The sequence below is a fragment of the Streptomyces sp. S07_1.15 genome, from assembly GCF_020739505.1.
GTDB classification, from domain to species: Bacteria; Actinomycetota; Actinomycetes; order Streptomycetales; family Streptomycetaceae; genus Streptomyces; species Streptomyces xinghaiensis.
In genome coordinates this window covers 6891223-6913810 of sequence record NZ_JAJBZK010000001.1, presented here as the reverse complement: position 1 = coordinate 6913810, position 22588 = coordinate 6891223, and the positions used below count along the sequence as shown (strand labels likewise).

General features: G+C 75.8%; 21 protein-coding genes. 5 read left to right on the top strand and 16 right to left on the bottom strand.

Going from position 1 to position 22588, the window contains the following annotated elements; translation table 11 throughout:
* Positions 1-52 precede the first annotated feature (52 nt).
* From LIX60_RS29710 to LIX60_RS29680, 7 genes are all read right to left on the bottom strand, one after another.
* A complete protein-coding gene (locus LIX60_RS29710) occupies positions 53-1855 on the bottom strand; it encodes a thiamine pyrophosphate-requiring protein (protein WP_227962337.1) in 1803 nt (600 codons plus the stop codon).
* A 39-nt stretch (positions 1856-1894) separates the two neighbouring features.
* Entirely contained in the window at positions 1895-2458 is a 564-nt protein-coding gene (locus LIX60_RS29705; RefSeq protein ID WP_227962336.1) for a hemerythrin domain-containing protein, read from the bottom strand.
* A 130-nt stretch (positions 2459-2588) separates the two neighbouring features.
* Positions 2589-4139 carry a hopanoid C-3 methylase HpnR gene (hpnR, locus tag LIX60_RS29700; RefSeq protein WP_227962335.1) on the bottom strand — a complete coding sequence of 517 codons (1551 nt, stop codon included), beginning with the start codon at positions 4137-4139 and terminating at the stop codon, positions 2589-2591.
* A complete protein-coding gene (locus LIX60_RS29695; RefSeq protein WP_227962334.1) occupies positions 4130-5851 on the bottom strand; it encodes an enoyl-CoA hydratase-related protein in 1722 nt (573 codons plus the stop codon). The genes hpnR and LIX60_RS29695 overlap by 10 nt, the downstream gene beginning before the upstream one ends.
* A 214-nt stretch (positions 5852-6065) precedes the next feature.
* Positions 6066-6419, bottom strand: coding sequence for a hypothetical protein (locus LIX60_RS29690; RefSeq protein ID WP_227962333.1), 354 nt, complete (start codon positions 6417-6419; stop codon positions 6066-6068).
* A gap of 114 nt (positions 6420-6533) precedes the next feature.
* Positions 6534-6770, bottom strand: a complete 237-nt coding sequence (locus LIX60_RS29685; protein ID WP_019708462.1) for a hypothetical protein — start codon at positions 6768-6770, stop codon at positions 6534-6536.
* Positions 6767-7009 carry a hypothetical protein gene (locus LIX60_RS29680; protein ID WP_227962330.1) on the bottom strand — a complete coding sequence of 81 codons (243 nt, stop codon included), beginning with the start codon at positions 7007-7009 and terminating at the stop codon, positions 6767-6769. Before LIX60_RS29680 ends, LIX60_RS29685 begins: the two co-directional genes overlap by 4 nt.
* A gap of 259 nt (positions 7010-7268) precedes the next feature.
* Here LIX60_RS29680 and LIX60_RS29675 point away from each other — a divergent pair, with 259 nt between their 5' ends.
* Together LIX60_RS29675 and LIX60_RS29670 are read left to right on the top strand one after the other, a co-directional pair.
* Positions 7269-7517, top strand: coding sequence for a DUF397 domain-containing protein (locus tag LIX60_RS29675; RefSeq protein ID WP_019708464.1), 249 nt, complete (start codon positions 7269-7271; stop codon positions 7515-7517).
* Positions 7518-7608: 91 nt separating this feature from the next.
* Positions 7609-8517 carry a helix-turn-helix transcriptional regulator gene (locus LIX60_RS29670; RefSeq protein ID WP_227962328.1) on the top strand — a complete coding sequence of 303 codons (909 nt, stop codon included), beginning with the start codon at positions 7609-7611 and terminating at the stop codon, positions 8515-8517.
* 112 nt (positions 8518-8629) lie between these two features.
* Here the strand turns inward: LIX60_RS29670 and LIX60_RS29665 are convergent, their stop codons facing one another.
* Together LIX60_RS29665 and LIX60_RS29660 are read right to left on the bottom strand one after the other, a co-directional pair.
* Positions 8630-9457 carry a DUF309 domain-containing protein gene (locus LIX60_RS29665; RefSeq protein WP_374117944.1) on the bottom strand — a complete coding sequence of 276 codons (828 nt, stop codon included), beginning with the start codon at positions 9455-9457 and terminating at the stop codon, positions 8630-8632.
* 279 nt (positions 9458-9736) lie between these two features.
* Positions 9737-10105, bottom strand: coding sequence for a hypothetical protein (locus LIX60_RS29660; RefSeq protein WP_227962326.1), 369 nt, complete (start codon positions 10103-10105; stop codon positions 9737-9739).
* 427 nt (positions 10106-10532) lie between these two features.
* Here LIX60_RS29660 and LIX60_RS29655 point away from each other — a divergent pair, with 427 nt between their 5' ends.
* From LIX60_RS29655 to LIX60_RS29645, 3 genes are all read left to right on the top strand, one after another.
* Positions 10533-12524 carry a glycogen debranching N-terminal domain-containing protein gene (locus tag LIX60_RS29655; protein ID WP_227962324.1) on the top strand — a complete coding sequence of 664 codons (1992 nt, stop codon included), beginning with the start codon at positions 10533-10535 and terminating at the stop codon, positions 12522-12524.
* A gap of 267 nt (positions 12525-12791) precedes the next feature.
* Positions 12792-13676, top strand: coding sequence for a DUF2382 domain-containing protein (locus tag LIX60_RS29650; RefSeq protein WP_227962322.1), 885 nt, complete (start codon positions 12792-12794; stop codon positions 13674-13676).
* 395 nt (positions 13677-14071) lie between these two features.
* Positions 14072-14524, top strand: a complete 453-nt coding sequence (locus LIX60_RS29645; protein WP_039819058.1) for a DUF5709 domain-containing protein — start codon at positions 14072-14074, stop codon at positions 14522-14524.
* A gap of 258 nt (positions 14525-14782) precedes the next feature.
* On the opposite strand, the gene LIX60_RS29640 is transcribed toward LIX60_RS29645, so the two are convergent.
* The 7 genes from LIX60_RS29640 to LIX60_RS29610 form a co-directional block, all read right to left on the bottom strand.
* Positions 14783-15241, bottom strand: coding sequence for an SRPBCC family protein (locus LIX60_RS29640; RefSeq protein WP_227962320.1), 459 nt, complete (start codon positions 15239-15241; stop codon positions 14783-14785).
* A 179-nt stretch (positions 15242-15420) separates the two neighbouring features.
* Positions 15421-17208: an NAD(P)/FAD-dependent oxidoreductase gene (locus LIX60_RS29635; protein WP_227962319.1), complete on the bottom strand. Its 1788-nt coding sequence runs from the start codon at positions 17206-17208 to the stop codon at positions 15421-15423.
* Positions 17205-18407, bottom strand: coding sequence for an NAD-dependent epimerase/dehydratase family protein (locus tag LIX60_RS29630; RefSeq protein ID WP_227962318.1), 1203 nt, complete (start codon positions 18405-18407; stop codon positions 17205-17207). The genes LIX60_RS29635 and LIX60_RS29630 overlap by 4 nt, the downstream gene beginning before the upstream one ends.
* Before the next feature lie 215 nt (positions 18408-18622).
* On the bottom strand, positions 18623-18760 hold the full coding sequence (locus tag LIX60_RS29625; protein WP_167466201.1) for a hypothetical protein: 138 nt from the start codon (positions 18758-18760) through the stop codon (positions 18623-18625).
* 356 nt (positions 18761-19116) lie between these two features.
* Positions 19117-20181: a glycosyltransferase family 9 protein gene (locus LIX60_RS29620; protein WP_227962317.1), complete on the bottom strand. Its 1065-nt coding sequence runs from the start codon at positions 20179-20181 to the stop codon at positions 19117-19119.
* Positions 20178-21776, bottom strand: a complete 1599-nt coding sequence (rfaE2, locus tag LIX60_RS29615; RefSeq protein WP_227962316.1) for a D-glycero-beta-D-manno-heptose 1-phosphate adenylyltransferase — start codon at positions 21774-21776, stop codon at positions 20178-20180. The genes LIX60_RS29620 and rfaE2 overlap by 4 nt, the downstream gene beginning before the upstream one ends.
* A gap of 46 nt (positions 21777-21822) precedes the next feature.
* Positions 21823-22545 carry an SIS domain-containing protein gene (locus LIX60_RS29610; protein WP_227962315.1) on the bottom strand — a complete coding sequence of 241 codons (723 nt, stop codon included), beginning with the start codon at positions 22543-22545 and terminating at the stop codon, positions 21823-21825.
* Positions 22546-22588: the final 43 nt, after the last annotated feature.

Genomic DNA, 22588 nt, shown 5'->3' with positions numbered 1-22588 from the left:
CGGCGCCGGGCCCGTTCCCTGGGCGCCCCGCCCGCCGCCGGTTTCCGTCCGGTCAGCCGCCGTCCCGGCCCGGCAGCCGTTCCGCGTACTCGGTGAGTTTCTGCCGGACGCCGCGCTTGACGATGCCGCTCCGCTCGGGGTCGTGGACGGCCGCCTCCGCCGCCTTCTTGCCCTGTTCGAGCATGATGTGCGGCGGGATCGGCGCGATCTCCGCGTCGACCTTGAACTCCAGGACGACGGGGCCGCCCGCGGACAGCGCCTCGTCCCACGCGCTGCCGATCTTCTTCGGCGATTCGCAGCGGATGCCGCGCAGGCCGAGGAGTTCGGCGTAGGCCGCGTAGGGCACGTCCGGGATGGTCTGGGAGCCGGGGAACTTGGGGTCCCCGCCCATGGCGCGCTGCTCCCAGGTGACCTGGTTGAGGTCCTGGTTGTTGAAGACGCAGAAGACGAACGGCGGGCCGCCCGCGAGCCGGTCCAGATAGCGCTTGACCGTGATCATCTCGTTCATGCCGTTCATCTGGAACGCGCCGTCCCCGACGAAGGCGATCACGGGACGGTCCGGATGGGCGAACCGGGCGGCGATCGCGTACGGCACCCCGGGCCCCATGGTGGCGAGGGTTCCGGAGAGGGAGGCGCGCATGCCCTCGCGCAGCTTCAGGTGGCGGGCCCACCAGTTGGTGCCCGACCCGGAGTCGGCGGTGACGATGGCGCCGTCCGGGAGCCGGGAGGAGAGTTCGCTCGCGACGGCCTGCGGGTTGATGGTGTTGTCGAAGTGCTGTCCGGCCCGCTTGTCGCAGATCCGGTTCCACTCCTCGACGTTCTTCTCGATCTCCGCCCGCCAGCCGCGGTCCTCCTTCCGCCTGAGCAGCGGGATGAGGGCGCGCAGGGTCTCCTTGGCGTCGCCGACGAGGTGGGCCTCCATCGGATAGCGGATGCCGATCATGCGCCCGTCGATGTCGATCTCCACCCCGCGGGCCTGCCCCTCGTCGGGCAGCCACTCCGAGTAGGGGAAGCTGCTGCCGACCATCAGCAGGGTGTCGCAGTTCTGGATCATCTCGTCGCTGGCCTTGCTGCCCAGCAGGCCGATGGGGCCGGTGACCCAGGGCAGGTCGTCGGGGAGGACGTCTCGTCCGAGCAGGGCCTTGGCGACCCCCGCGCCGAGGAGTTCGGCGGTCTCGATCACCTCGCCCTCGGCGCCGGCCGCGCCCTGCCCGATGAGCATCGCCACCTTCTCGCCCTCGTTGAGCACGGCGGCGGCGCGGCGGAGCTCGTCCTCGTCGGGCAGCATCCGGGACGGGCTCCAGCCGACGCTGGAGAAGACGGAGCCGTGCGCCTTGGGCGGCGAGGGCTGGGCGTCGGCCTCCTGGATGTCCTCCGGGATGATGACCGTGGCGACGCCGCGGGTGGTGCGGGCGGTCTTGAAGGCCCGGTCGATGACGTGCCGGGCCTGCCCGGGGTGGACCACCATCTGGCAGAACTCGGAGACGTCCGCGAAGACCTGTTCGAGAGCGATCTCCTGCTGGTAGTGGGAGCCGAGGCAGAGGGTCTTCTGCTGGCCGACGATCGCGACCACCGGCTGGTGGTCGAGCTTGGCGTCGTACAGGCCGTTCAGCAGGTGGACGGCTCCCGGCCCGGAGGTCGCCACGCAGCAGCCGACCTCGCCGGTGAACTTGGCGTGGCCGACGGCCATGAAGGCGGCCATCTCCTCGTGCCGGGCCTGGATGAACTCGGGTTTGCCGGCGGCTCGGTCGAAGGCGCCGAGCAGGCCGTTGATCCCGTCGCCGGGATAGCCGTAGACCCGCTGGACGCCCCATGCGGTCAGTCGGTCGAGTACGTAGTCGGCGACCTGGCTCATCGGTTCTCCTGTGCTCTGGCGGCGGGCCGCTCGGAGGGGTCAGCTGCTTTTTCCGCGTCCGGTGAGGGCGTCACGGGCGCGGTCGACGAGGCCCGCCCCCGGGGCGAGCAGCTTGTTGGCGGGGGGCTTGGACGGGGAGGCCGGGTGCGGCCGGGTGGGTGCGGTCTGCTTGGCCTGGCGGACCTTGTCGCCGAGCCGGTCGAGTTCCTCGGCGTCCGCGGCCGCGCGCAGCCGGGGGAAGAGGTTGTTCTCCTCGTCGTCGACGTGCAGGCGGATCTCCCGCATGAGGGTGCCGATGAGGCGGTCGAAGTCGGGGTCGTCCGCCTCCAGGCTTTCGAGCTGCTTCATGGTCCGCTCGGCGGAGGTGTGGTCCTCGATCTCCTTGTCGGCGATCGAGTCGCCGTCCGGCAGGTACTGGCGCACCGCCGGGTAGAGGTGCATCTCCTCGGCGACGGAGTGCCGGACCAGTTCGATGACGGCCTCCTCGGCGAGTTCCTTGCGCCGGGCGTCGCCCGGGGGCAGCGCCTCGATCCGTCCGAAGATCTCGTCGACCTCGCGGTGGTCGGTGGTCAGTTCGTCGATGACGTTTCCGCCGTGTCCCATGCCCGGATCTCTCCTTCTGGCTGTCGTCCCGTGTGTCCCCGGACGGTGCCGGGTGCGGACCGCGTACCCGGGCCGCCGGGGGTCTAACGCCCGTACGGGTGACGACGGGAGGCCGGGGCCGGGGTGCCGTTCAGCCCGCCGGGGCGTTGCCGTCCGCTTCGGGCGCGGGGGCGCCGTCCGGCTCCGCGGGGGCGCTGCCGTCCGCCGTGCGGGTCCTGACCGGCCGGGTGTGGACGTAGAGTTCGCGCCGTCCGGGCGTAACGCGGCGCTCCGGCAGCGGCAGGTGGTAGCGGACCGGGCGGGCGTGGTCGGCGAGTTGCCGTTCGGCGTTGTAGACCCTGCCGAACTTCCACAGCATGCGGGCGAAGTTGGTCTGGCCTCGGGCGAGGTTGCGGCCGAGGACGCCCAGCGCGCCGGCCGCCGTGCGCAGGCCCAGGTGCTTGCGGTTGATGACGGCCTGGGTGCGGACGAGTTCGCGGTAGAAGGCGTCCAGCGGGAGGGTGGTGGGGACGACGGCGTGCTGGATGTCGAAGAGCCGGTAGTCGCGGGTGGTGAGCTGCCGGGCCTCGGTGTGCCAGACCTCGGTGCCGGGATACGGGGTCATCACCGTGAGATGCACGATCTCGGGCACGGAGAGGGCGAACTCGCGTACCACGCGGAAGCGTTCCTCGTCCCAGGCCGGGTCGACGATGAGGTTGATGGCGACGGTGATGCCCAGCTTCCGGGCGCGCTCCAGGGCGCGGAAGTTGTCGTCGGGGCTGACGCGCTTGCGGTAGAGGTCCAGCCCCTCGGCGTCGATCGCCTCCATGCCGAGGAACATGTACTTCAGCCCCAGCCGCCGCCAGCGGGCGAAGACCTCCTCGTTGCGCAGCAGGACGTCGCTGCGGGTCTCCAGGTAGTAGCGCTTGCGGATGCGGCGGCGTTCGAGTTCGGCGGCGATGCCGTCGCCGTGCTCGGGGCGGATGAACGCGACGTCGTCGACGATGAAGACGTTCGGCTCCCGGATGGAGGCCATCTCCTCGGCGGCGGCCTGCGGTGACGCCTTGCGGTAGCTGCGCCCGTAGAAGGTCCAGGCGGAGCAGAAGGAGCAGTCCCAGGGGCAGCCGCGGGTGAACTCGATGGAGGCGCACGGGTCGAGCTCGCCGATGAAGTACCGGTTCCGCTTCCGCATCAGATCGCGGGCCGGGCGGGGCTCGTCGAGGCTGTCCAGGAGCAGCGGCGCCGGGCCGCGTCCCGCGGTGGAGACGAGGCCCGGCACGCTCTTCAGCCCGCCGTCCCGGACGGCCGCCATGAGCGGGGCCATGGCCGGCTCGCCCTCCCCGCGCACCACGGCGTCGACGGCGCCGTCCGCCTGCTCCAGGACGTGGTCCGCGATGAACGAGACGCTGTGCCCGCCGAAGAAGACGAAACAGTGCGGGAGCACGGTCTTGGTCATCTGCGCGATCTCGATGGCCTCCGGGATGTTGGCCAGGTAGTTCAGCCCGATGCCGAGGACTTCGGGCGCGTACGAGACGAGTTCGCGGTCGAGCAGGTCGCGGGAGAGCACCTGGAGGTCGACCACGCGCACCTCGTGCCCGGCCTCGCGGATCGCGGCGGCGACCCGCTCCAGCCCGAGCGGCTCCAGCCGCAGGAAGAGCTCCGAGTACATCAGGGCGCTCGGGTGGACGAGCATTACGCGCATGTCATGTCTTTCACCGGCGGAGCGGGGATCTCGGTGCGGCCGGCCGGGGTGAGCGCGGCGGGCCCGGGGCGGACGAAGGCGGCGCGGCGCTCGTGGTACGGGTCGCTGTCGGAGAAGAAGGCCCGGCGCATGCGCTCCTGTTCCTCCTCCCGGTGGGCGCGGAGCGGCCGGATCTCCTCGTCGCGTTCGCGGGCGGGCTTCTTGTCGGCGATGCGGGCACCGAGACCGGGGTCGCCGGCCAGCTCGGCGGCCATCCGCACGACTTCGCCGCCGAACTCCCTCGGCGCGCAGGCCAGGACGCGGTCGGCGAGTCCGGTCCGCCGGGCCTCGGCCGCGCCGACCGGCAGCCCTTCCGCCATGAGTGCGGCGGCGCGGTCGGCCCCGGCGCGCCGGGGCAGCACGTACGTCCAGAACGCGGAGCCGTACAGCCCCGTGCGCCCGTAGTGCGGGTTGAGGACGGAGCCGGAGCGGCACCACACCTCGTCGGCCGCCAGGGCCAGCATCGCGCCGCCCGCCGCGGCGTTGCCACCGAGGGCGGCCACCACCAGCCGGTCGGTGGTGGTGAGCACGGCCTCCACGAGGTCGTTGAGCGCGGTGAGGTTGGTCCAGGACTCCTTCGCCGGGTCGTCCGCGCCCTCGATGACGTGGAGGTGCAGGCCGGTGGAGAAGAAGTCCCGGGCCCCGCCGAGGACGATGACGGAGGTGGGCCGGTTGCGGGCGAAGCGGAAGGCGGCGAGGAGCCGCCGGCAGTGCGAGGTGCTCATCGCACCGCCCGGGAAGGAGAACCGCAGGTGGCCGACGGGGCCGCGCTCCGCGTACTGGATGTCGGTCCAGGTGCGGCGCTGGGCGGGGAGCCGCAGCGGTGCGTGCACCTCGGGGAGGTCGGGGAGGAGACCGCCGAGCGCCAGGGTGGCGGGCCGCCGGACGGCCGCGGGGGCGCCGGGGCGCCGCTTGGGGCGGAGTTCGGGGATCCACACGGCCCCGTCGGCGGTGGCGCGGCAGATCGCGCCGGCGCGGGTGGCGAGCAGATGGCCGGGGCGCCCGGCGAGCCGGTCCTCGGGGTGGCCGCCGTGCAGGAACCACTCGCCGCCGAGGAGTTCGTCCAGGACGCCGGGGCGGGAGTCCGCGCCGCGGAGCTTGGCGAGCACGGTGGCGGTGGAGTCCCGTTCCCAGTCGATCCGGCGGAGTTCCTGGGTGAACGGGGGACGGCGGACGACCCGGGTCTCCAGGGACGCCTGCGGTACGGGGCGGTACGTCCCGGAGGCGAATCTCGCCACGGCGAGCAGCACCGCCTCGGCGGCCGCGTCGGCGATCTCACCGCGCAGGAAGTCCCCCTTGCCGGCCGGCGGAACCTCGCACGGGACCGAGGCCCAGATGTCGCCCTCGTCCGGCTCCCCCGCCGCCCGCAGCACGGTGACGCCCCACCGGTCGGCGCCCTCCCGCAGCGCCCAGTCCAGCGGGGACGGGCCGTGGTCGCCCGGCGGGGCGGTGCGGACCAGCAGACAGGTGTGGGAGGAGCGGATGTCCTCGGGGAGCGGCGGGGCGGGGTCCGGCACGATGACGAGCTGCGGGGCGCAGCGGTGCACGGCACGGCGTACGGATTCGTCACCGTCGGCCGCCGGCCGTTCCACCGTGTGGCCGTGTTCCCGGAGCTCGGTGAACAGCCTCTGCGCCAGGCTGTTGAACGCGCTCGCGACCAGCAGAATCTTCATGACGCCTCCTGATGCCCGGTTCTGGGCGGACGTCCGGGGGCGGACGGCCGTGACGGACCGGACGATCCTGACCCGGAGGAGGCACCGGGGGGCGGCGACCCGGCGGACGGGGCGGGGAAGTGCGTCCGCTCGGGGGAACGCGGCGCGCCCGGGGCCCCGGCCGTGACGACGGCCGGGGCCCCGGGCGGAGCGTTCAGCGGGGGCGGTGCGCCCGTCAGGGACCGCCTTCCTTCTTCTGGCGGCGGACGGCCTCGTAGTCGCCGGAGGCCGGGGCGGCGCCCCGGGGCGGCGGGTCCTCCCCCAGGGGCGGCCGCCACTCGGCGTGCTCCTTCTCGCCGGGCTGCACGCCCGGCACCGGCCCCTGGGCGATCTCGGGCTGCTGTTCGTCGCTGCCGGCGACGTTGGGCGTGTCGGCCTTGCCGAGCGGGAGGTCTCCCGGGGCGGCGGCGCCGTCCTGTTCCGGGGTGCCCTCGGGGCGGATGTGCTGCTCCTCGCGCCGCTCCGCGTCCGCGCGCTGCCGGGTCTCCACGGGCTCCGCGGGACCGGCCTCGGGCTGTGGATCGTGCATCGTTCGCCTCCTGGCACGTGGTGGGCGGGCTGCCACCCGCGTACCCGGGGAGAACGGGTCGTAACGGCCGGTCCGGGGGCCCGTGCGGTGCGGGGCCCCGGGTCCGGGCGCAGGTCAGGAGGTGGGAAAGGCCCGCCAGAAGTGGTGGACGATCTCCCGGAAGCCGGTGTGCCCGGGGCCGAGGACGGCGTGCCGGGCCGCCCACTCGTAGACGGCGCCGGACTCGTCGGCGGCGCCGGAGGAGTGGGTGCAGCCGGTGCACTCGACCTCGTAGACGGCGGGCGGCGCCTCGGGGGCCGGCTCTCTGCGCAGCACCCAGTCGGCGTGGCGGTGGATGGTCTCCGCGCTCATACGGAACCTCTCTGCTGCGGGTACGCGCTGTAGGCCGCGCCCTCCGCCGCTTCGTGGGGGGTGGCTGGCCGGACGTCCTGGGGTGCCGCCTCCCACTCGCGGCCCCCCTCGGGCCGGCGCAGATACATGCGACCGCCCTGGGTGTCCATGACGACTCCTACCCGCCCCTGCCTGGCGTCCAGGGCGAGCTCGCCGATGGCGCAGCTCGAAGCGGGCTTGCGGTTGCTGCTGACGCTCACCACTCCTCTGTGCTCCGCCGGACGTGTCCGCGCGCCGGCGACTGCCTGCTAGGGGCGTGCTCGGACACGGCCGCGCCGCCGGCGTCCCCCGCCCGCCTTCCCGGCGAGCGGCGCGACCGTGTCCGCTCTCACTATCGCGGGAGTCGCGCAGTCACTGCAAGTACATCTGCAAGAACACTTGCAATTGCATTCACGGGCGACTTCAGTACGGGGTGACGGTAGGTCACGCCTGTGCCGGAAAAATCAAGAGAAGAGGCGAATGGTGCAACAGCAGTACGAGAACGGCGTGTCGGCGGCGCGCTTGGTGGGGGCGGCCTGGCAGAAGAGCCGTTACAGCAACCCCAGCGGCAACTGCGTGGAGTTGGCCAGGCTCCCGGGAGGGAGCATCGCCCTGCGCAACTCGCGTGACCCCGAGGGCCCCGCCCTCGTCTACACGCCCGACGAGATCGCCGTCTTCCTCCTCGGCGCCAAGGACGGCGAGTTCGACGGCATGGTCGGCGAGAGGTGACGGCCCGCCGCGCGGTGACTCTCTGTTGCTGTACGGGACGGCCCCGGTGGTGGAACACTGGGCACTCGCCCATTCACTCAGGGGAGCCAGCATGACCGCCGCTCGGCCGGGCCTTGAACCATCGATAAGGCGCTTTCTCGAGCATCCGCAGGGTGGACCGACCGTCCTGCGGATCGTCCTCGGCACACAACTCCGCAAGCTGCGCGAGGCGCGTGGCGTCTCCGTGAAGGCCGCCGCCGAGGCGATCCGCGGCTCGCACGCCAAGATCAGCCGGCTGGAGCTGGGGCGCGTGGGCTGCAAGGAGCGCGATGTGGCCGACCTCCTGACGCTCTACGACGTCACGGACGAGAGCGAGCGGCAGGACTTCCTCGCCCTCGCGCGCCGGGCCACCGAGCCCGGCTGGTGGCACCAGTACAGCGACATCCTGCCGGGCTGGTTCGAGACACACCTCGGCCTGGAAGAGGCCGCCTCCGTCATCCGCACCTACGAGAACCAGTTCGTGCCGGGCCTGTTGCAGACGGAGGGCTACGCCCGCGCCGTCACCTACCTCGGGCACCCGCGTGCCGCCGCCTCGGAGATCGAGCGCCGCGTCCGGCTGCGGATGACCCGTCAGGAACTGCTGCACCGGCCGGGCGCGCCCCGGCTGTGGGCGGTGCTCGACGAGGCCTCGCTGCGCAGGCCGCTCGGCGGCAACGCCGTGATGAGGGAGCAGATCGAGCACCTCATCGAGATGTCGCAGCGGCCCAACATCGTGCTGCAGGTGGCGCCGTTCAGCATCGGCGGCGTCTCCGCCGCGGGCGGCCCCATCACCATCCTGCGGTTCCTGGAGCCGGACCTGCCGGACATCGTGTACCTGGAGCAGCTGACCAGCGCGCTGTACCTGGACAAGCAGGAGGACCTGGACAACTACCTCGCCGTCATGGACCGGCTCTGCGCGGAGGCGGACCAGCCGAGCAGCACGGTGCCCTTCCTGGAGAAGATCCTGGCGGAGCTGAGCTGAGCCGAGGCCGGCTCCCCGCGGGTGGGCGACCCGCGGGGAGGAGCCGGTGAAAGGGCCGCGGTTTCCCTGCCGCGGCCCTTCCGTGTGCCCGGGGGCGGAGCCGGCGCGGGGCTCAGCGGCCGGTTTCCCCGGTGTCCTCGGACTGCCCGGATCCCTCGCCGGCCGGGTCGGTCGCACCGGTCACGCGGAGGCGCGGGGGCCGGCCGGCCTCCGGTGCCGTCCCCTCCGAGGCCAGACCGGCGGCGAAACGGCGGGCCCAGGCGGTGAGTCCGGCCGCATCGATACCGAACGGCGGTGCGGCAGCGAAGGGTTCGATGCCGTCCGCCGCCCGCTCCAGCAGGGCCACCGCCCCCTTGGTGTTGCCGCGGGCCGCGTGGGTCACGCCGACGGCCAGCTGGGCCATGGCCCGCCACAGCGGCCGCTCGGGCTTCTCCAGGGCCGCCTTCCAGGCGTCCTCCAGAACCTCGTGGGCGTGGAAGGGCCTGCCGTCGTCGAGGAGCCGCTGCGCCTCCTCCAGCGTCTGGCCGGGTGTGCGGGGGATCCCCTCCGGCTGGCGTTCGACGCCCGGTGCGCCATAGGGCAGCGGCCTGCCGAGCCCGTCGCGCGGACGGGCGTTGCGCGCCCGTCCCTCCTCGTCGCGGTCGCGGCCGGCCTCGTCGCGGTCGCGGCCGGCTCCCGCGGCACCGCTGTCGCCACCCGCGTTTCCGTCACCTCCCGCGTTTCCGTCACCGCTCACGTCTCCGTCACCGCCCGCGCGTCCGGTGCCGCCGCCGGACCCGCCCGGGAGAGGCGCGGGCGCGTCCGCCGGGGCCCCGTCGGTCGCGCCGCAGTTCTCGCAGACCGTGGGGTCCGGCCCCTCGCGCATCCGGCCGCACTCGTCACAGACCCGGTCGAGCCAGCACGCCGGGTCGCCGCCCTCCTGCTGTCGTTCAGCTTCCATCTGCCGATGGTGCACCCTCCCGGCCGTCAGGGCTCCACCCGGGTGCCCGGTCGGTTCTGCGGAGCGCTCCGGGCGCGGGCGCCGTCCGGGACACGGAAAGGTCCCGGCCAGGACGGGGGGACCTGGCCGGGACCGTATGGGGAGCGCCGTCAGCGCGACCGCCTCATGGCGGCGGAACCGTATCCGTGTTCGGTCAACGGCGCTGTAAATAGTTTAACCACGAATCAGCGATGCTTCCCTTCCCCATCGGACCCACCTTCCCGGGCAGCCTCCCGCCGCTCAGTCGCGCGGGGTGATGCGCAGCCGGATCTCCATCTCCTGGTCGCCGGAGGCGCTGCCCTTGTCCTCCGCGTGGAAGCACTCCTCCAGCGCCTCGCGCACCTTGCCGACCGCCTGGTAGCCGCCGGAGAGGTCCGCGATCACGGCAGCCGTCAGCGGGCCGCCGTCCGCATGGCCGCCCGACCGCGCCACGTCCACGGTCGTCGACCACACCGTGGGACGGCCGTCCGTGGCCCCGGCACCGTGTCCGGCCGGTTCGACGACGAGCGGGAAGGCCCGTCCGAGGGCGGCGAACACCGCCTGCGCGTCGTCCCGGGCACAGTCGGTGAGCTGGACGCTGACATGGGTCGGCCTCTGCTCGGTACTCATCGGCGGCGCTCCTCTGCCCGTCGGGGTGTGCTTGCTGCGGGTCCGTCCTGCGAACCGTAGGAGACGCGGGGCGCCGGTGCGCGCGGACACCGCCCGACCCGCAGGGGCCGTGACGCGTGCCACCGGTTCGGATCAGCCGGACGGCACACGGGCGGCCCCCTCCCCGCGTGCCCCGTTCCCGGTGGCGTATCCCGCGCCCCGCACCCCGGTTCGGCGGCTGCCGGCCCCGGTGCCCGGCGGTCCGCGGCGGGGGCTGGACCGGTACGGCGAACTCGCGCGGCGCGGCTCGCGCGCCACCGGGTGCCGGACCCCGCCTGTGATACCGATTTCCCGCGAGACCCCGGCCGATCCCCACCGCGGCGGGGTCCGCGCCCCCGGCCTCCTGGAACCCGCTCCGCAGGGAGCCCGACGAAGGGCAGTTCCCCCGATGACCGGACACCATCTCCTCGTACACGACGGCACGTTCGCCGCGGTGAACGACTCCGGCGACATCACGGAGGCGCGCGGCGCCTCACCCGGCGGGCTGTTCGCCCGGGACGCGCGCCATCTCAGCCGCTGGCGGCTCGCCCTGGAGGGCGCCGCCCCGGAGGTGCTCGTCCCCGCCGGGCAGGCCGGGCCCGACCGGCCGCTGGCCGCGGTCCTCGCCCCGCCCGGCAGCCGCGCCGAACCGCCGGCGTACACGGTCTTCCGCGAACAGGCCGTCGCCGAGCGGTCGTTGCTGGAGCTGCTGCGGGTGACGAGCAACCGTCCCGCGCGCACCGTCGCCCGGATCGCGCTCACCGTGGACGCCGACTTCGCCGACCAGTTCGAGCTGCGCTTCGAGAACCGCGTCTACGAGAAGCCGGGCGCCGTCCGCTCCGCGCTGGAGCGCCCCGACGGCGTGGAGTTCGGCTACGAGCGGGTGGCGCCCTCCGGCGAGCCCTCCTGGCACTCCCGGACCGTGGTCCGCGCGGTGCCCTCGCCGGAGGCGGTGGCCCGGCCCGGCGAGGGCACCGCGCGGATCCTGGAGTGGCGGATGGAGCTCCCGCCGCACGGGGAGGCCGAGATCCTCGTCCAGGCCTGTGCCCTGCCGTCCGGTACGACCCCCTCCTCTCCCCCGCACATCCGGCCGCCGGGCGACGCGCTGGCGCGCGTCGCCGCCGACAACGAGTCCTTCGCCGGCACCTATCCGCGGCCCCGGGACGTCATCGGCTGGACCGAACTGGCCCGCGCCTGCGAGCAGGGGCTGGCCGATCTGGCGGGGCTGCGCGCCCCGGCCACCGGGCCGGACGGCGAGCCGCTGCGGGTTCCCGCCGCGGGCATCCCCTGGTATCTGGCCCTGGTCGGCCGGGACGCCCTGCTGACCTCCCTCTTCGCGCTGCCGTACCGGCCCGGGCTCGCCGCCGCCACCCTCCCGGCGCTCGCCGCCGCGCAGGGCGGTACCTACGACCCCGAACGGCAGGAGCAGCCCGGCCGGATCGTGCACGAGCTGCGCCACGGTGAGCTGTCCTGCTTCCGGCAGGTGCCGTACGGGCGCTACTACGGGGCCGTCGACTCCACCCCGCTGTTCCTCGTCCTGCTGCACGCCTACACCGAGCGCACCTCGGACACCGGTCTCGCGGTGGCGCTGGAGAAGCCGGCGCGGTCCGCGGTCGACTGGATGTTCCGCGACGGCGGCCTGTCCGGACTCGGGTGGCTCGCCTGCGCCGCGCCCGGCGGGGTGGAGGGCACCGCCGCGGCCGGCCGGAGCTGGAAGGACACCCCCGGCGCGCTCTGCTTCGGCCGGGAGGTGCGGACGAAGGGCCCGGTGGCGGTGGCCGAGGTTCAGGGGTACGCCTATGACGCGCTGGTCCGCACGGCCGCCCTGGCCCGCACCGTCTGGGAGGACCCCGGCCTCGCCGGGCGCCTGGAGACCGCGGCGGCCGCGCTGCGCGAGCGCTTCCACCGGGAGTTCTGGATGGACGGGCGGAACTTCCCGGCGCAGGCCGTGGACTCGGCGGGGCGGCGGGCCGAGGCCCTGGGATCGGAGGCGGGGCATCTGCTGTGGTCCGGGATCCTGGACCGCGAGCGGGGCAAGGCGGTCGGGCGGCGCCTGCTGGAGCCGGACTTCTTCAGCGGCTGGGGCATCCGGACGCTCGCGGCGGACCAGCCCGCCTACCACCCGCTCTCGTACCACAAGGGCGCCGTGCGGCCGCACGACAACGCGCTGGCCGTCCTGGGGCTGGCGCAGTACGGGCTGACCGAACAGGTGCTCCAGGTGACCCGGGGGCTGGTGGACGCCGCGGCGGCCCACGGCTGGCGGCTGCCGGAGGTCATGGCGGGCTATGCCCGGGGTGACCAGCCGGCCCCGGTGCCGTATCCGCACTCCTGCCGGCCGCAGGCCTGGGCCGCCGCCGCTCCGCTGGCCCTGCTGACGGCGGTGAAGGGACAGGTCGGCTGAGGTCGGCGGGGCGTCCGGCGGCGGAGCGTCCGGCGGCGGGACGGGCCCGGGACGGGGCGGGGCGGGGACGGCTCCGGGACGGCCGCTTCACCCGTATGGCGCAATGCCGCCGGAGAACCCGAAGCCGTATCCGCCCACGGGCATGCCGGTGTGGGGATGCGGTACGGCGACGGCCGCTTGCAGCGGTCGCAGGGGTGTGCGAGGCGAGGCGCAATGGAGAGGAGCACGCCTGCTCGTCTCGCCATCACACGGAAGGAGCAGTCAGCGATGACCGCACCCCACAGCACAAGCCCGCAGGAACTGTCCGGCCGCTCCCTGTACGACAAGGACGGCCAGAAGGTCGGCTCGGTCCAGCAGGTGTACCTCGACGACGCCTCCGGTGAGCCGGAGTGGGTCACGGTGCGCACCGGCATGTTCGGGACGAAGGAGACCTTCGTGCCGCTGGGCGGAGCGCAGATCTCCCCGGACCGGCTGCAGGTCCCGTACGGCAAGGAGGACATCAAGGAAGCCCCGCGCATCGAGGCCGGCGGCCATCTGGACCCCGCCGAGGAGGAGAACCTCTACCGGCACTACGACATGAGCGCGTCGGGAGGCCGCACCGGGCGGCGCCCCGAGGACACCGCCGGCGCCCCGCGGACCGCCGAACCCTCGCGTTCGGCCGGCACGCCCGCCCCGGCCGGAGCCCCGGCACCAGCCGCCCGCGAGCGGGAGACCGCCCGCGTCCGCGGCACGCCGGAGATCACGCGCTCCGAGGAGCGCGCGTACATCGACACCGAGCAGCACGAAAGCGGACGCGCCCGGCTGCGCAAGCACGTGGTGACCGAGGACGTGCGCACCACGGTCCCGGTCAGCCACGAGGAGGTCCGGGTCACCCGGGAGCCCGTCGGCCCCGAGGAGCGCACCCGTTCCTCGGCCTCCCCGATCGAGGAGGCGCAGGTGGAGCTCACCCTCCACGAGGAGCGTCCCGTCGTCCGCAAGGAGACCGTCCCCGTCGAGCGGGTCCGGCTGGAGGCCGAGAAGGTCACCGAGGAGGAAGAGGTGAGCACCAAGGTCCGCAAGGAGCAGGTCGACTACGACAGCGGCCGGGGGAAGGGCTCCGAGGAGACGCCCGGACGGACCGGCCGAGGCGGCCGGGACGACCGGTTCACCTGAACGACCCCATCCGGGCCCGGCCCGGGCCCGGACGGCGGCGCGGACGGCGGCACGGCGCGGAGGAGCCGGGACGAAGGCGCCCGGCCCCGGGCGCGGAGCCGCCGTGCGCGGCCCCTCCGTCGGGGCGGGCCCGGCCGCGCGGCCCGGGGTGGCGGGCGTGGCCGGTCCCGGCCGGGCCGGTGCGGGGCCCCGCCGGGACCGGGCGCAGGACGTCCGCGCCCCGGCCCGGCGGGGCCGCCGCCGTCCCCCCCCGTCCTCCCGTCCCCGCGGGCCCGTTGCCGCTGTTCCCCGCGCCGTCCCGGACGGGCCGCGCCGCATGACCACCGCTCGCGCGGGCACCCGAGCGGCGTGGGGGGAGACCGGGGGACGGACAGACGATGGAAGGAGCCGGTGCCGTGACAACGCCACACGACCCTGCGGTGGATCCCGAGGATGAGGGCATCCCCGACCTGCAGGACGGCACCCCTCAGCAGCAGCGGGCGTCCGATCCGCAGCAGATGCCGGTGCCGGGCGACCGGCCGACGTTCGCCGAGTTCCGCGAGACGACCCCGAACGAGGTCCGCGAGGGCGAGACGCTCGACGAGCGGCTCTCCGACGAGGTGCCGGAACCCGACCCGGCGGAGCTCGCCGAGCCGCGCAGGGCCGCCGCCTGGGAGGACCCGGAGGCGGACCAGCGGCCGCTGGACGAGGACGAGAACGGCGAGGAGGACCCGCGCGCGGGCCTGCTCTACGACGAGCCCGACCCCGACCGGCCCCGCGAGCAGGACGTCTACTCGCAGGAGGGGTCGACGCACGGGCTCTCGGCCGAGGAGGACGCGGTGCACATCGTCGACGACGACCGCATCTGACCGTCTGGCCGGGCTGGCCGGAGGGGCGCGCCGGGTACCACCCACCGGGGCCCGCGCCCGCTCCGGACCACGGACCGCCACCGGCGGCCGGTCACCGGACCGGCCGCCGGTGGCGTGTCCGGCCCCGCCTCGCCGCCCCCACCGCCCCGCCGTCCCCGCCCCGTGACGCACAGCCGAGCCGGGGCGGGGACGGCGGGGCGGGGCGGCACTCCGGCCGGGGTGTGGCCCGGCGGCGGGCCGCGCGGGCCGGGCCGCGGGTCAGGCCGGGGCCGTCCGCCCGGCGCTCTCGCCGGCCTCCACGACACCGGCCAGCCGGTGGAGCATCCGGCGGTGGCGGAGCTTGAGGAACGCCTCGGTGGCGAAGCCGTGCAGTTTGGCGCCCGGCCCGGTCAGCGGATGCTCGTCCACGATCACCAGGCAGTCCTCGCCCCAGGGGCGCAGTTCGATCGCGACGCGCGCGGAGCCCAGCGGCCCGGCCTTGGCCTCCAGTTCAAGCCGCTCGTTCCGCTCGGAGACCCGGACGATCGTGCGGCCCCCGAGCGTCAGGCGGCCCAGGCGCACGGTGTACCGGATCTCCGAGCCCGGGGCGGGCCAGCGCGCGTCGACCTCCTCGGTCTCGTCGGTGCCGATGACCCAGTCCTCGTACTTGGCGCCGTCGCACAGGACGGCCCACACCGCCTCGGGCGGGCGGCGGATCAGCGCGTACCGAACGGCCATGGAACTCTCCACTCTCTGCGTGCCGGGCCGGATCGGGCTTCCGGCCGGGTCGGGGTCCGGGTCGGATCAGTTGGTTGGGGTGGTGGGTGGGGACGGGACGGGTTACGGGCCAGGGGCGCCGGGCGCTGCCGGCGGCCGAGGGGGCCGCCCGGGCGTCCGCCCGGGTCGCCGGCGGCCGCTCAGGTGCCGCCCGGGCGGCTTCCCGCCGCTCCGCCGCCGCCCGTCAGCGACCGCTGGAGGGCGGACAGCGCCGGTGCCAGGGCCTGGCGGACGGCACCGCCCCGGCCACGGAGCGCGGCCCGCGCGGCGTTCGCGCCGCAGGCTCCGTGGACGCCGCCGCCGGGGTGCGCGGAGGCGGAGGCCAGGTAGAGGCCGCCGACGGGGGTCTCGGGGCGGCCGCTGCCCGGTACCGGGCGGAGGAAGAGCTGCTGGTGGATGCCGGCGGTGCCGCCGTTGACGGCTCCGTGCCACAGGTTCTGGTCGCGGCGCTCCAGATCGGGCGGGGCGAGGATGCGGCGGGCGGCGATGCGGTCCCGGAAGCCCGGCGCGCGCCGTTCGACCTCGGCCTCGACGCGCCGCGCCATCGTCTCCGCCGCGGCCGGGCCCCAGTCCCCGTCCAGTCCCTCGCCGCCCGCGTCGCCCCGCACCTGGTGCGGTACGTGCGTGTACGCCCAGGCCGACTCCGTGCCGGCGGGTGACCGGCCGGGGTCGGCCGTCGTCATCTGGCCGAGCAGGGTGAACGGCCGGTCGGGGAGGTGGCCGGTGGCCAACTGGGCGGTGTGGCGGGTGAGATGGTCCATGCCGTCGGCCAGGTGCACGGTGCCGGCGCCGGCCGCGGCGGGTGACGCCCAGGGGATCGGCCCGGACAGGGCCCAGTCGACCTTGAACGTGGCGTGGTCCCACTGGAAGCGGCGCATGTCGTCGCGGAGCCGGGCGGGCAGGTGCTCCCAGCCGACGAGGCCGCCGTAGAGGGCGGGCGCCGGTACGTCGGCGAGGACGGCCCGCCGGGCCCGTACCGGTTCGCCGTCCGCGGTGAGCACCCCCAGCGCCCGCCCCTCGCGGACCACCACCCGGCGGACCTCGGTGCCGCACCGCACGGTGCCGCCCTTGGCCTCCAGCCGCCGGACGAGGGCGTCGGTGAGGGCCTGGGCGCCGCCCTCGGGCACCGGCCAGCCGTGCCGCTGGCCGATCATCGCCAGCAGCCAGCCGAAGGCGGTGGAGGCGGGCGACTCGGGCTGGAAGTCGGCGTGCAGCGCGCAGCCGGCGAGCAGCATCGGGCCGCCGCTGCCGGTGAACTCCTCCTCCCCCAGCCGCCGTACGGGCAGCAGCAGGGTGCGCATCAGCCGCAGACCGCCCGCCCCGCGGAGCCGGGCGGCGAGCACGGCCGCGGAGCGCACCGGCGGGAAGGGCGTGAAGAGGGCCCGGATCAGTTCGGGGCCGAGGCGGTCCCAGAGGCCGACCAGCCGCAGATACGCCTCGCCGTCCCCCGCGCCGGTCTCCTCCAGGCTCTCGGCGGTGCGTTCGGCGTCCCGGTGGAGGACGGGGCAGCTGCCGTCGGGCAGCGGATGGGCGAGGACGGCGGGCGCGTGGCTCCAGCGCAGTCCGTACCGCTCCAGGCCGAGCGCGCCGATGGCCGGGGAGGCGACGGCCAGCGGGTGGAACGAGCTGAACAGGTCGCTGACGTAGTCGGGGTGGACGCCCCGGTCGCTGCGGACGGCGCCGCCGGGCGCGGGCTGCGTTTCGAGGACGAGGACCCGCCAGCCCGCGTCGGCCAGGACGTTCGCGGCGACGAGGCCGTTGGGTCCGGCGCCGATCACCACGGCGTCGGCGTCGGCGTCGCCGGCCGTGGCGGGGCGCGGGTGCGCCGCCGCGGCCGTGGGCGCCGTCCCGGTCGGGCACGGGGCCCGGGCGGTGTCCGGGGGCGGCTCGCTCCGCCATGCGGGCCGGTCCGTCCCGCCGGGCGTCATGTGCGTTCCCCCACGCCGGTGGCGAGTTCCCGGGCGCGGCCCCCGCCGGGGAGGCGGGCGGCGAGGGCCGGGGTCGGGCCGCCGGCGCCCCGGCGCAGCCCGGCGGCGAACTCCTCGACGGTCTCCTCCGCCGAGTGCCGCGGCTGCCAGCCGAGTTCGGTCCGGGCACGGGTGGTGTCCATCAGCGGCATCCGGAGCACGGCCTCCAGGAGTCCGTCGGGGGTGGGAACCAGATGGAGCCGCCAGGCGGCGGCCACGGCGGCCAGCACGGGCCGGGCCGGGACGCGCACGGTCCGGGTCCCGAACACCCGGGCGAGCATCTCCGCGTCGACGGGCGGGTCTGCGGCGAGGTTGAACGGGCCGCGTACGGGCGTCAGGACGGCGCGGCGGAAGGCGTCGGCCGTGTCGTCGGTGTGCAGGGTCTGGAAGCGCAGCCCGGGCACATCGGGCATCGCCGGGTAGCGCGAGGGGCGCACCATACGGCGCGACAGCAGCGGACCGGCGAAGATCCGGCGCTGCTGGGCCGCCGACTCGCGCCGGAACACGATGCCGGGGCGGAGCCGGACCACCCGCATCGCGGGGTGGTCCTGTTCGAAGGCGTCCAGGACCCGTTCCACATAAGCCTTTTCGAGGCAGTAGGCGGAGGCCGGCCAGCCGTGCGTGGGCCAGCTCTCGTCGACCGCGCGCTCCTTGGGGCCGGGCGAGTAGGCGGCCACGGACGAGGCGTGGACGAGGACGGACACCCCGGCGGCGGCCGCCGCGCGGAACACCCGGGTGCTGCCCAGGACGTTGGTCCGCCAGGTCACGGACGGCCGGTGGGAGGGGTGGAACAGCCAGGCGAGGTGGACGACTGCGTCGGCGCCCTCGAAGTGGTCGACCAGGTCGGCCTGGCAGACGTCGGCCCGCAGCCAGGTGATCTTGTCGTCCCGGGCCGTCGCGCCGGCCGGGCCCTCCCCGTCTCCCGCCCGTTCCTCCGAGCCGTGCGTGCCTCCGGACCCGGCCGGCCGGCGTTCCCGCGGGGTGCCGGGCGGTCTGCGGGCGATGGCCAGGACCGAGCCGACCCGGTCGTCCTCGCGGAGCAGCTCCAGCAGCCCGGTGCCGATGTTGCCGGTGGCGCCGGTGACGACGATGCGCAGCCCCCGGCCCCGGGCCTCGTGGGCGGCGCCCGGCGGGCCCGGTGGTGTGGTGTGGCGCGTCATGGTCGGCTCCCTCTGCTCCGGCATCCGCCGCTCGTGCGGTTTCGCGGCCCGTTCCCGCGGTGCTCCGCCGTGTCCTGCCGCTCAGTGCCGCCGGGGGTGCGACGGCAGCGGTGGGCGCCCGCCTGCCGCCCGGCGGGCGTCCCGGCGGGCGACGGGCGTCCCGGCGGAGGGCGGTGACTCCCGGCCGGGGCCGGCCCGGGCCGGCCTCCCCCGGGCTACTCCTCGTCCTCGTCGTCCCGTTCGCCCTCCGCCTGGGAGGGCGTGGTGCGCGGGGTCATCTCGTGCTGCTGCTCCAGCGGGTCGTCGTCCCGGTCGCCCTCGGCCTGCGACGGGGTGGTGTAGGTGTCGCTCATCGTCCGGTCTCCTTCCGTTCGCCGGCCCGGGTGCCCGGGCCGGCGGGGCGCCGGGGCGGGCGGTGCGCCGGTGGCCCGCCGGGATTCCGGCGGGGTGTGCCCGATGACGGCGGGCCCACAGATGCAGGTGCCCCGAAACCGCCGTTTCACGACGATTGCCCCGCCCGGTCCGTCGCGGACGCCCCGAACGGAGGCCGTCCGTCCGGCGGAGGACGGCCGGGCCGCCCGGAAGGAGCAGCCCGAGCCGAGGACCGGCCGCGCCGGGCCGCCCGGTGCGGACGGGCCGGGCTGCCCGGGCCACCCTCCGGCACCGGCCTCGCCCGCCCGCACCGGTCACACCCGCCCGCATCGGTCCGTCATCCGCTCACCGCCGCCGCGGCCGCCGGGGGCCGTGGTCCGCTGCCGGGCAGGGAACCCGCCACCGGTTCGGGCAGCGCCGCCAGGGCTGCCAGCACCTCGTCCGCGGTGATGCGCAGCAGCCGCTCGTCGGGCCGTTCCCCGTGGGCGTCGCCGGGCCGGGCGCCGGGGCCGTCGGGGTGCCACAGCACCCGGTGGCGCGGGTCGTCCGGCGGGCCCCACAGCCGGGGGGCGACGGGCCCGAACAGCACGACGGAGGGGGTGCCCAGGGCGGTGGCCAGATGCGCCAGGCCGGTGTCTCCGACGACGACCGCGCGGGCCCGGGCGACGAGCGCGGCCAGGTCCTGGAACGGCACGTCGGCGTCGCCTCCCAGCACGGCGGAGGCGGGCAGCCCCGCGCGTCCGGCGACCGACCGGGCGAGCGCGCCCTCGCCCGCTCCGGCGGTGACGACCACCCGGTGCCCGGCGGCGAGCAGCGCGCGGGCCACGGCCGCGTACCGGTCGGCGGGCCAGCAGCGCGCGCCGGCGTCCGCGCCGGGGTGGAGGACCACGGCGCCGGGGGCCGGCGAGGGTCTGCCGGGGAGGGGGATGCGCAGGTCGTCCGGGTCGGCGGGGATGCCGTACCAGTCCAGGAGGCGGCACCAGCGGACGCGTTCGTGCTCGTCCTCCCGCCACTGCGGCCCCGGGATGCCGGGGGTGTCCGGGTGGGCGTACGCCATCAGGCGGTCCGGGCGCAGGTCCCGCAGCGGCAGGTGGCTCTCCGGCCCGTTGCCGTGCAGGTCGACGGCGATGCCGGGGGGCGGGCCCGTCCAGGCGATGCGTTCGGGGACCGCGCGCCCCGGCGCGGCGGCGGGCAGCAGACGGTCGACGGCACCGGTGGCGAAGGCGGCCTCGGCGAGCCGGGCCGGCGCGGCGAGCACCAGTTCGTGCGCCGGGTGGGCGCGGCGCAGGGCACGCAGGGCCGGCACGGCGGTCAGCAGGTCCCCGAGGCCCAGGGCGCGCAGCACCAGCAGGGAGGGGGTGCCGGGCGGGGCCGTGATGTCGATGATGTCGCGGGAGGTCATCCGGCGGCTCCGGGAGCTGTGGGCGCTGTGGGTGCGAGCGCGGCGCGCCGCGCGATCTCGGTGGTGGAGCGGCCGTCCAGGTAGGGCAGGACGAGCGCCTGCCCGCCCCACCGGCGCAGGACCGCCGCCTCGGGGAGCGCGTCGACGCTGTAGTCGCCGCCCTTGACCCAGATGTCGGGGCGCAGGGCGCGCAGCAGCGCCTCGGGGGTGTCCTCGTCGAACACGGCCACCGCGTCCACGCAGCCCAGTCCGGCCAGCACCCGGACCCGGTCGGCCTGGTGGTTGAGCGGCCGTCCGGGGCCCTTGAGGCGGCGGACGGAGTCGTCGGAGTTGACGCAGACGATGAGGCAGTCGCCGACGCGGCGGGCGTTCTCCAGCAGGCCGACGTGGCCGGCGTGGAGGAGGTCGAAGCAGCCGCCGGTGGCGACGACGGTACCGCCGCGGGCGCGAACGGCCGCGGCGAGCGCGAACGGGTCGTCGGGGCGGGCCGGGCGGCCGGCGGCGGCCGGGCGGCCGCGCCACAGCGCGGGGTTTCCGGCGCCGCCCGCCGCGACGAACCCGGCGGCCTCGGCGACCGCGCGCTGGACGGCCTCCTCGGGGAGCGCGCCGTCGGCGAGCGCGGCGGCGGCCGCCGCCGCGAAGCGGTCGCCCGCGCCGCACGGGTCGCCGCCGGACGTCTGCGGTGCCGGGACGAGCATCGGGCTGTCGCTGCCGGAGCGGGTCAGGAGGGCGCCGCGGGCGCCGAGCGTGACGGCCACGCCGGCGGCCCGCCAGCGTCCGGCGAGGCGGGCGCCGCGCAGCCCGTGGGCGCGGAGGGAGTCGTCACCGGTGGCGGTGTGGGGGGAGGCGGCGCGGGCGGTGTCCGGGCCGGTGTCCTCGCCGTGCGTGCCGCTCGTGCCCCGCGGGCCGGCGGTTCCGGCCGGGGCGTCCGCACCGGGCCGGTCCGTACCGTCACGGCCGGTGCCGTCAACAAGCCAGTCCGCAGGATCAGTTGGCCGCCCCGGACCGGATTCCGCCCCGCCGGACGCCAGGGCGCGGGCCTCGGCGGCGTTGGGTGTGGCCAGCCGGGCGCCGGGCACGGGCTCGTCCCCGCGCGGATGCGGGTCCCACACCAGCGGTACGCGCCGGGCGGCCTCCGCGAGCCAGGGCCGTACGGCGGTGGCCGTTCCGCGCCCGTAGTCGGCGACGAGGATCGTGCCCGCCGCGCGCAGCACGGCCCGTACGGCCTCGTCCGGCTCGCCGGGACGGCCGCCGCCCCGGTCGACGCGGACCAGCGGACGGCCGTCGGCGCGGACCCGGATCTTCTCGGGCAGCGTGCCGTGGAGCGGCAGTTCGACGAGCCGGACGCGCGGGGCGAGCGCGGCGCGGACGGTGCGGCTCGCCGGGTCGTCGCCGAGGGCGGTGACGAGCACGACCTCGCGTCCGTCCGCCGCGGCGAGGACGGCGGCCAGTCCGGCGCCGCCGGGGCGGCTGCGGTCGCCGGTGACGTCCACGACGGGCGCGGGCGCGTCGGGGGCCAGGCGCTCCGCCGTGCCGTCGATGTCCCGGTCGAGCAGGACGTCACCGACGACGACGAGGGGTTGACGGTGGTTCATGATCACCTCGCAGCTGCGCTGTCGGTCCCCGGGGCGGCGGGGCGGCTCACGCGATGTCCCGCCAGGGGCGCACCGCCGCCGTGCGGACACCGTTCACGTAGCCGTTCCCGTGCCTGTCCCCGTTCCCGTTCCGCGCGGCGCGGGCGGCCGGTGCCGGTGCGGCGGGCACAGCGGCGGCGGGGGCCGTCGCCGGCACCGCCGCGGCCGAGTCGAACGCCGCGCACAGCAGGTGCAGCGCCACCAGGTGCGCCTCCTGCACCGTCGCCGTGCTGTCCGCGTCGACGCACAGGGCCTCGTCGGCCCGGGCGGCCAGCGGGTTCGGCCGGGGCCCGGTCATCGCCCAGACCCGCAGCTCGGCGGCGCGCGCGGTGTCGGCGGCGGCGAGCAGGTTGGGGCTGCGCCCGGACGTGGACATCAGGACGAGGACGTCGCCCGGCCGCCCGTGCGCGGCGACCTGCCGTGCGTACAGCTCGTCGAAGCCGTAGTCGTTGCCGATGGCGGTGACGGTGGAGGTCTCGGCGTGCAGGGCTATCGCCGAGTAGGCCGGGCGTTCGCGCTGGAAGCGGCCGACGAGTTCGGCGGTGAGGTGCTGGGCCTGCGCGGCGCTGCCGCCGTTGCCCGCGGCCAGCAGCCGGCCGCCCACGGGGAGGACGGCGGCGAGGTGCTCGCCCCAGGCGGTGATCAGGCCGAGCTCCCGGTCGCGGAGCCGGCCGAGGGCGTCCTGGAGCGACTGGCAGTGCTCGTGTGCTGCCCGCAGCGTGTCAGACATGGTTCGTCCTCCTGGAAGAACAAGAGTTCGGTCGCGCGGCCCT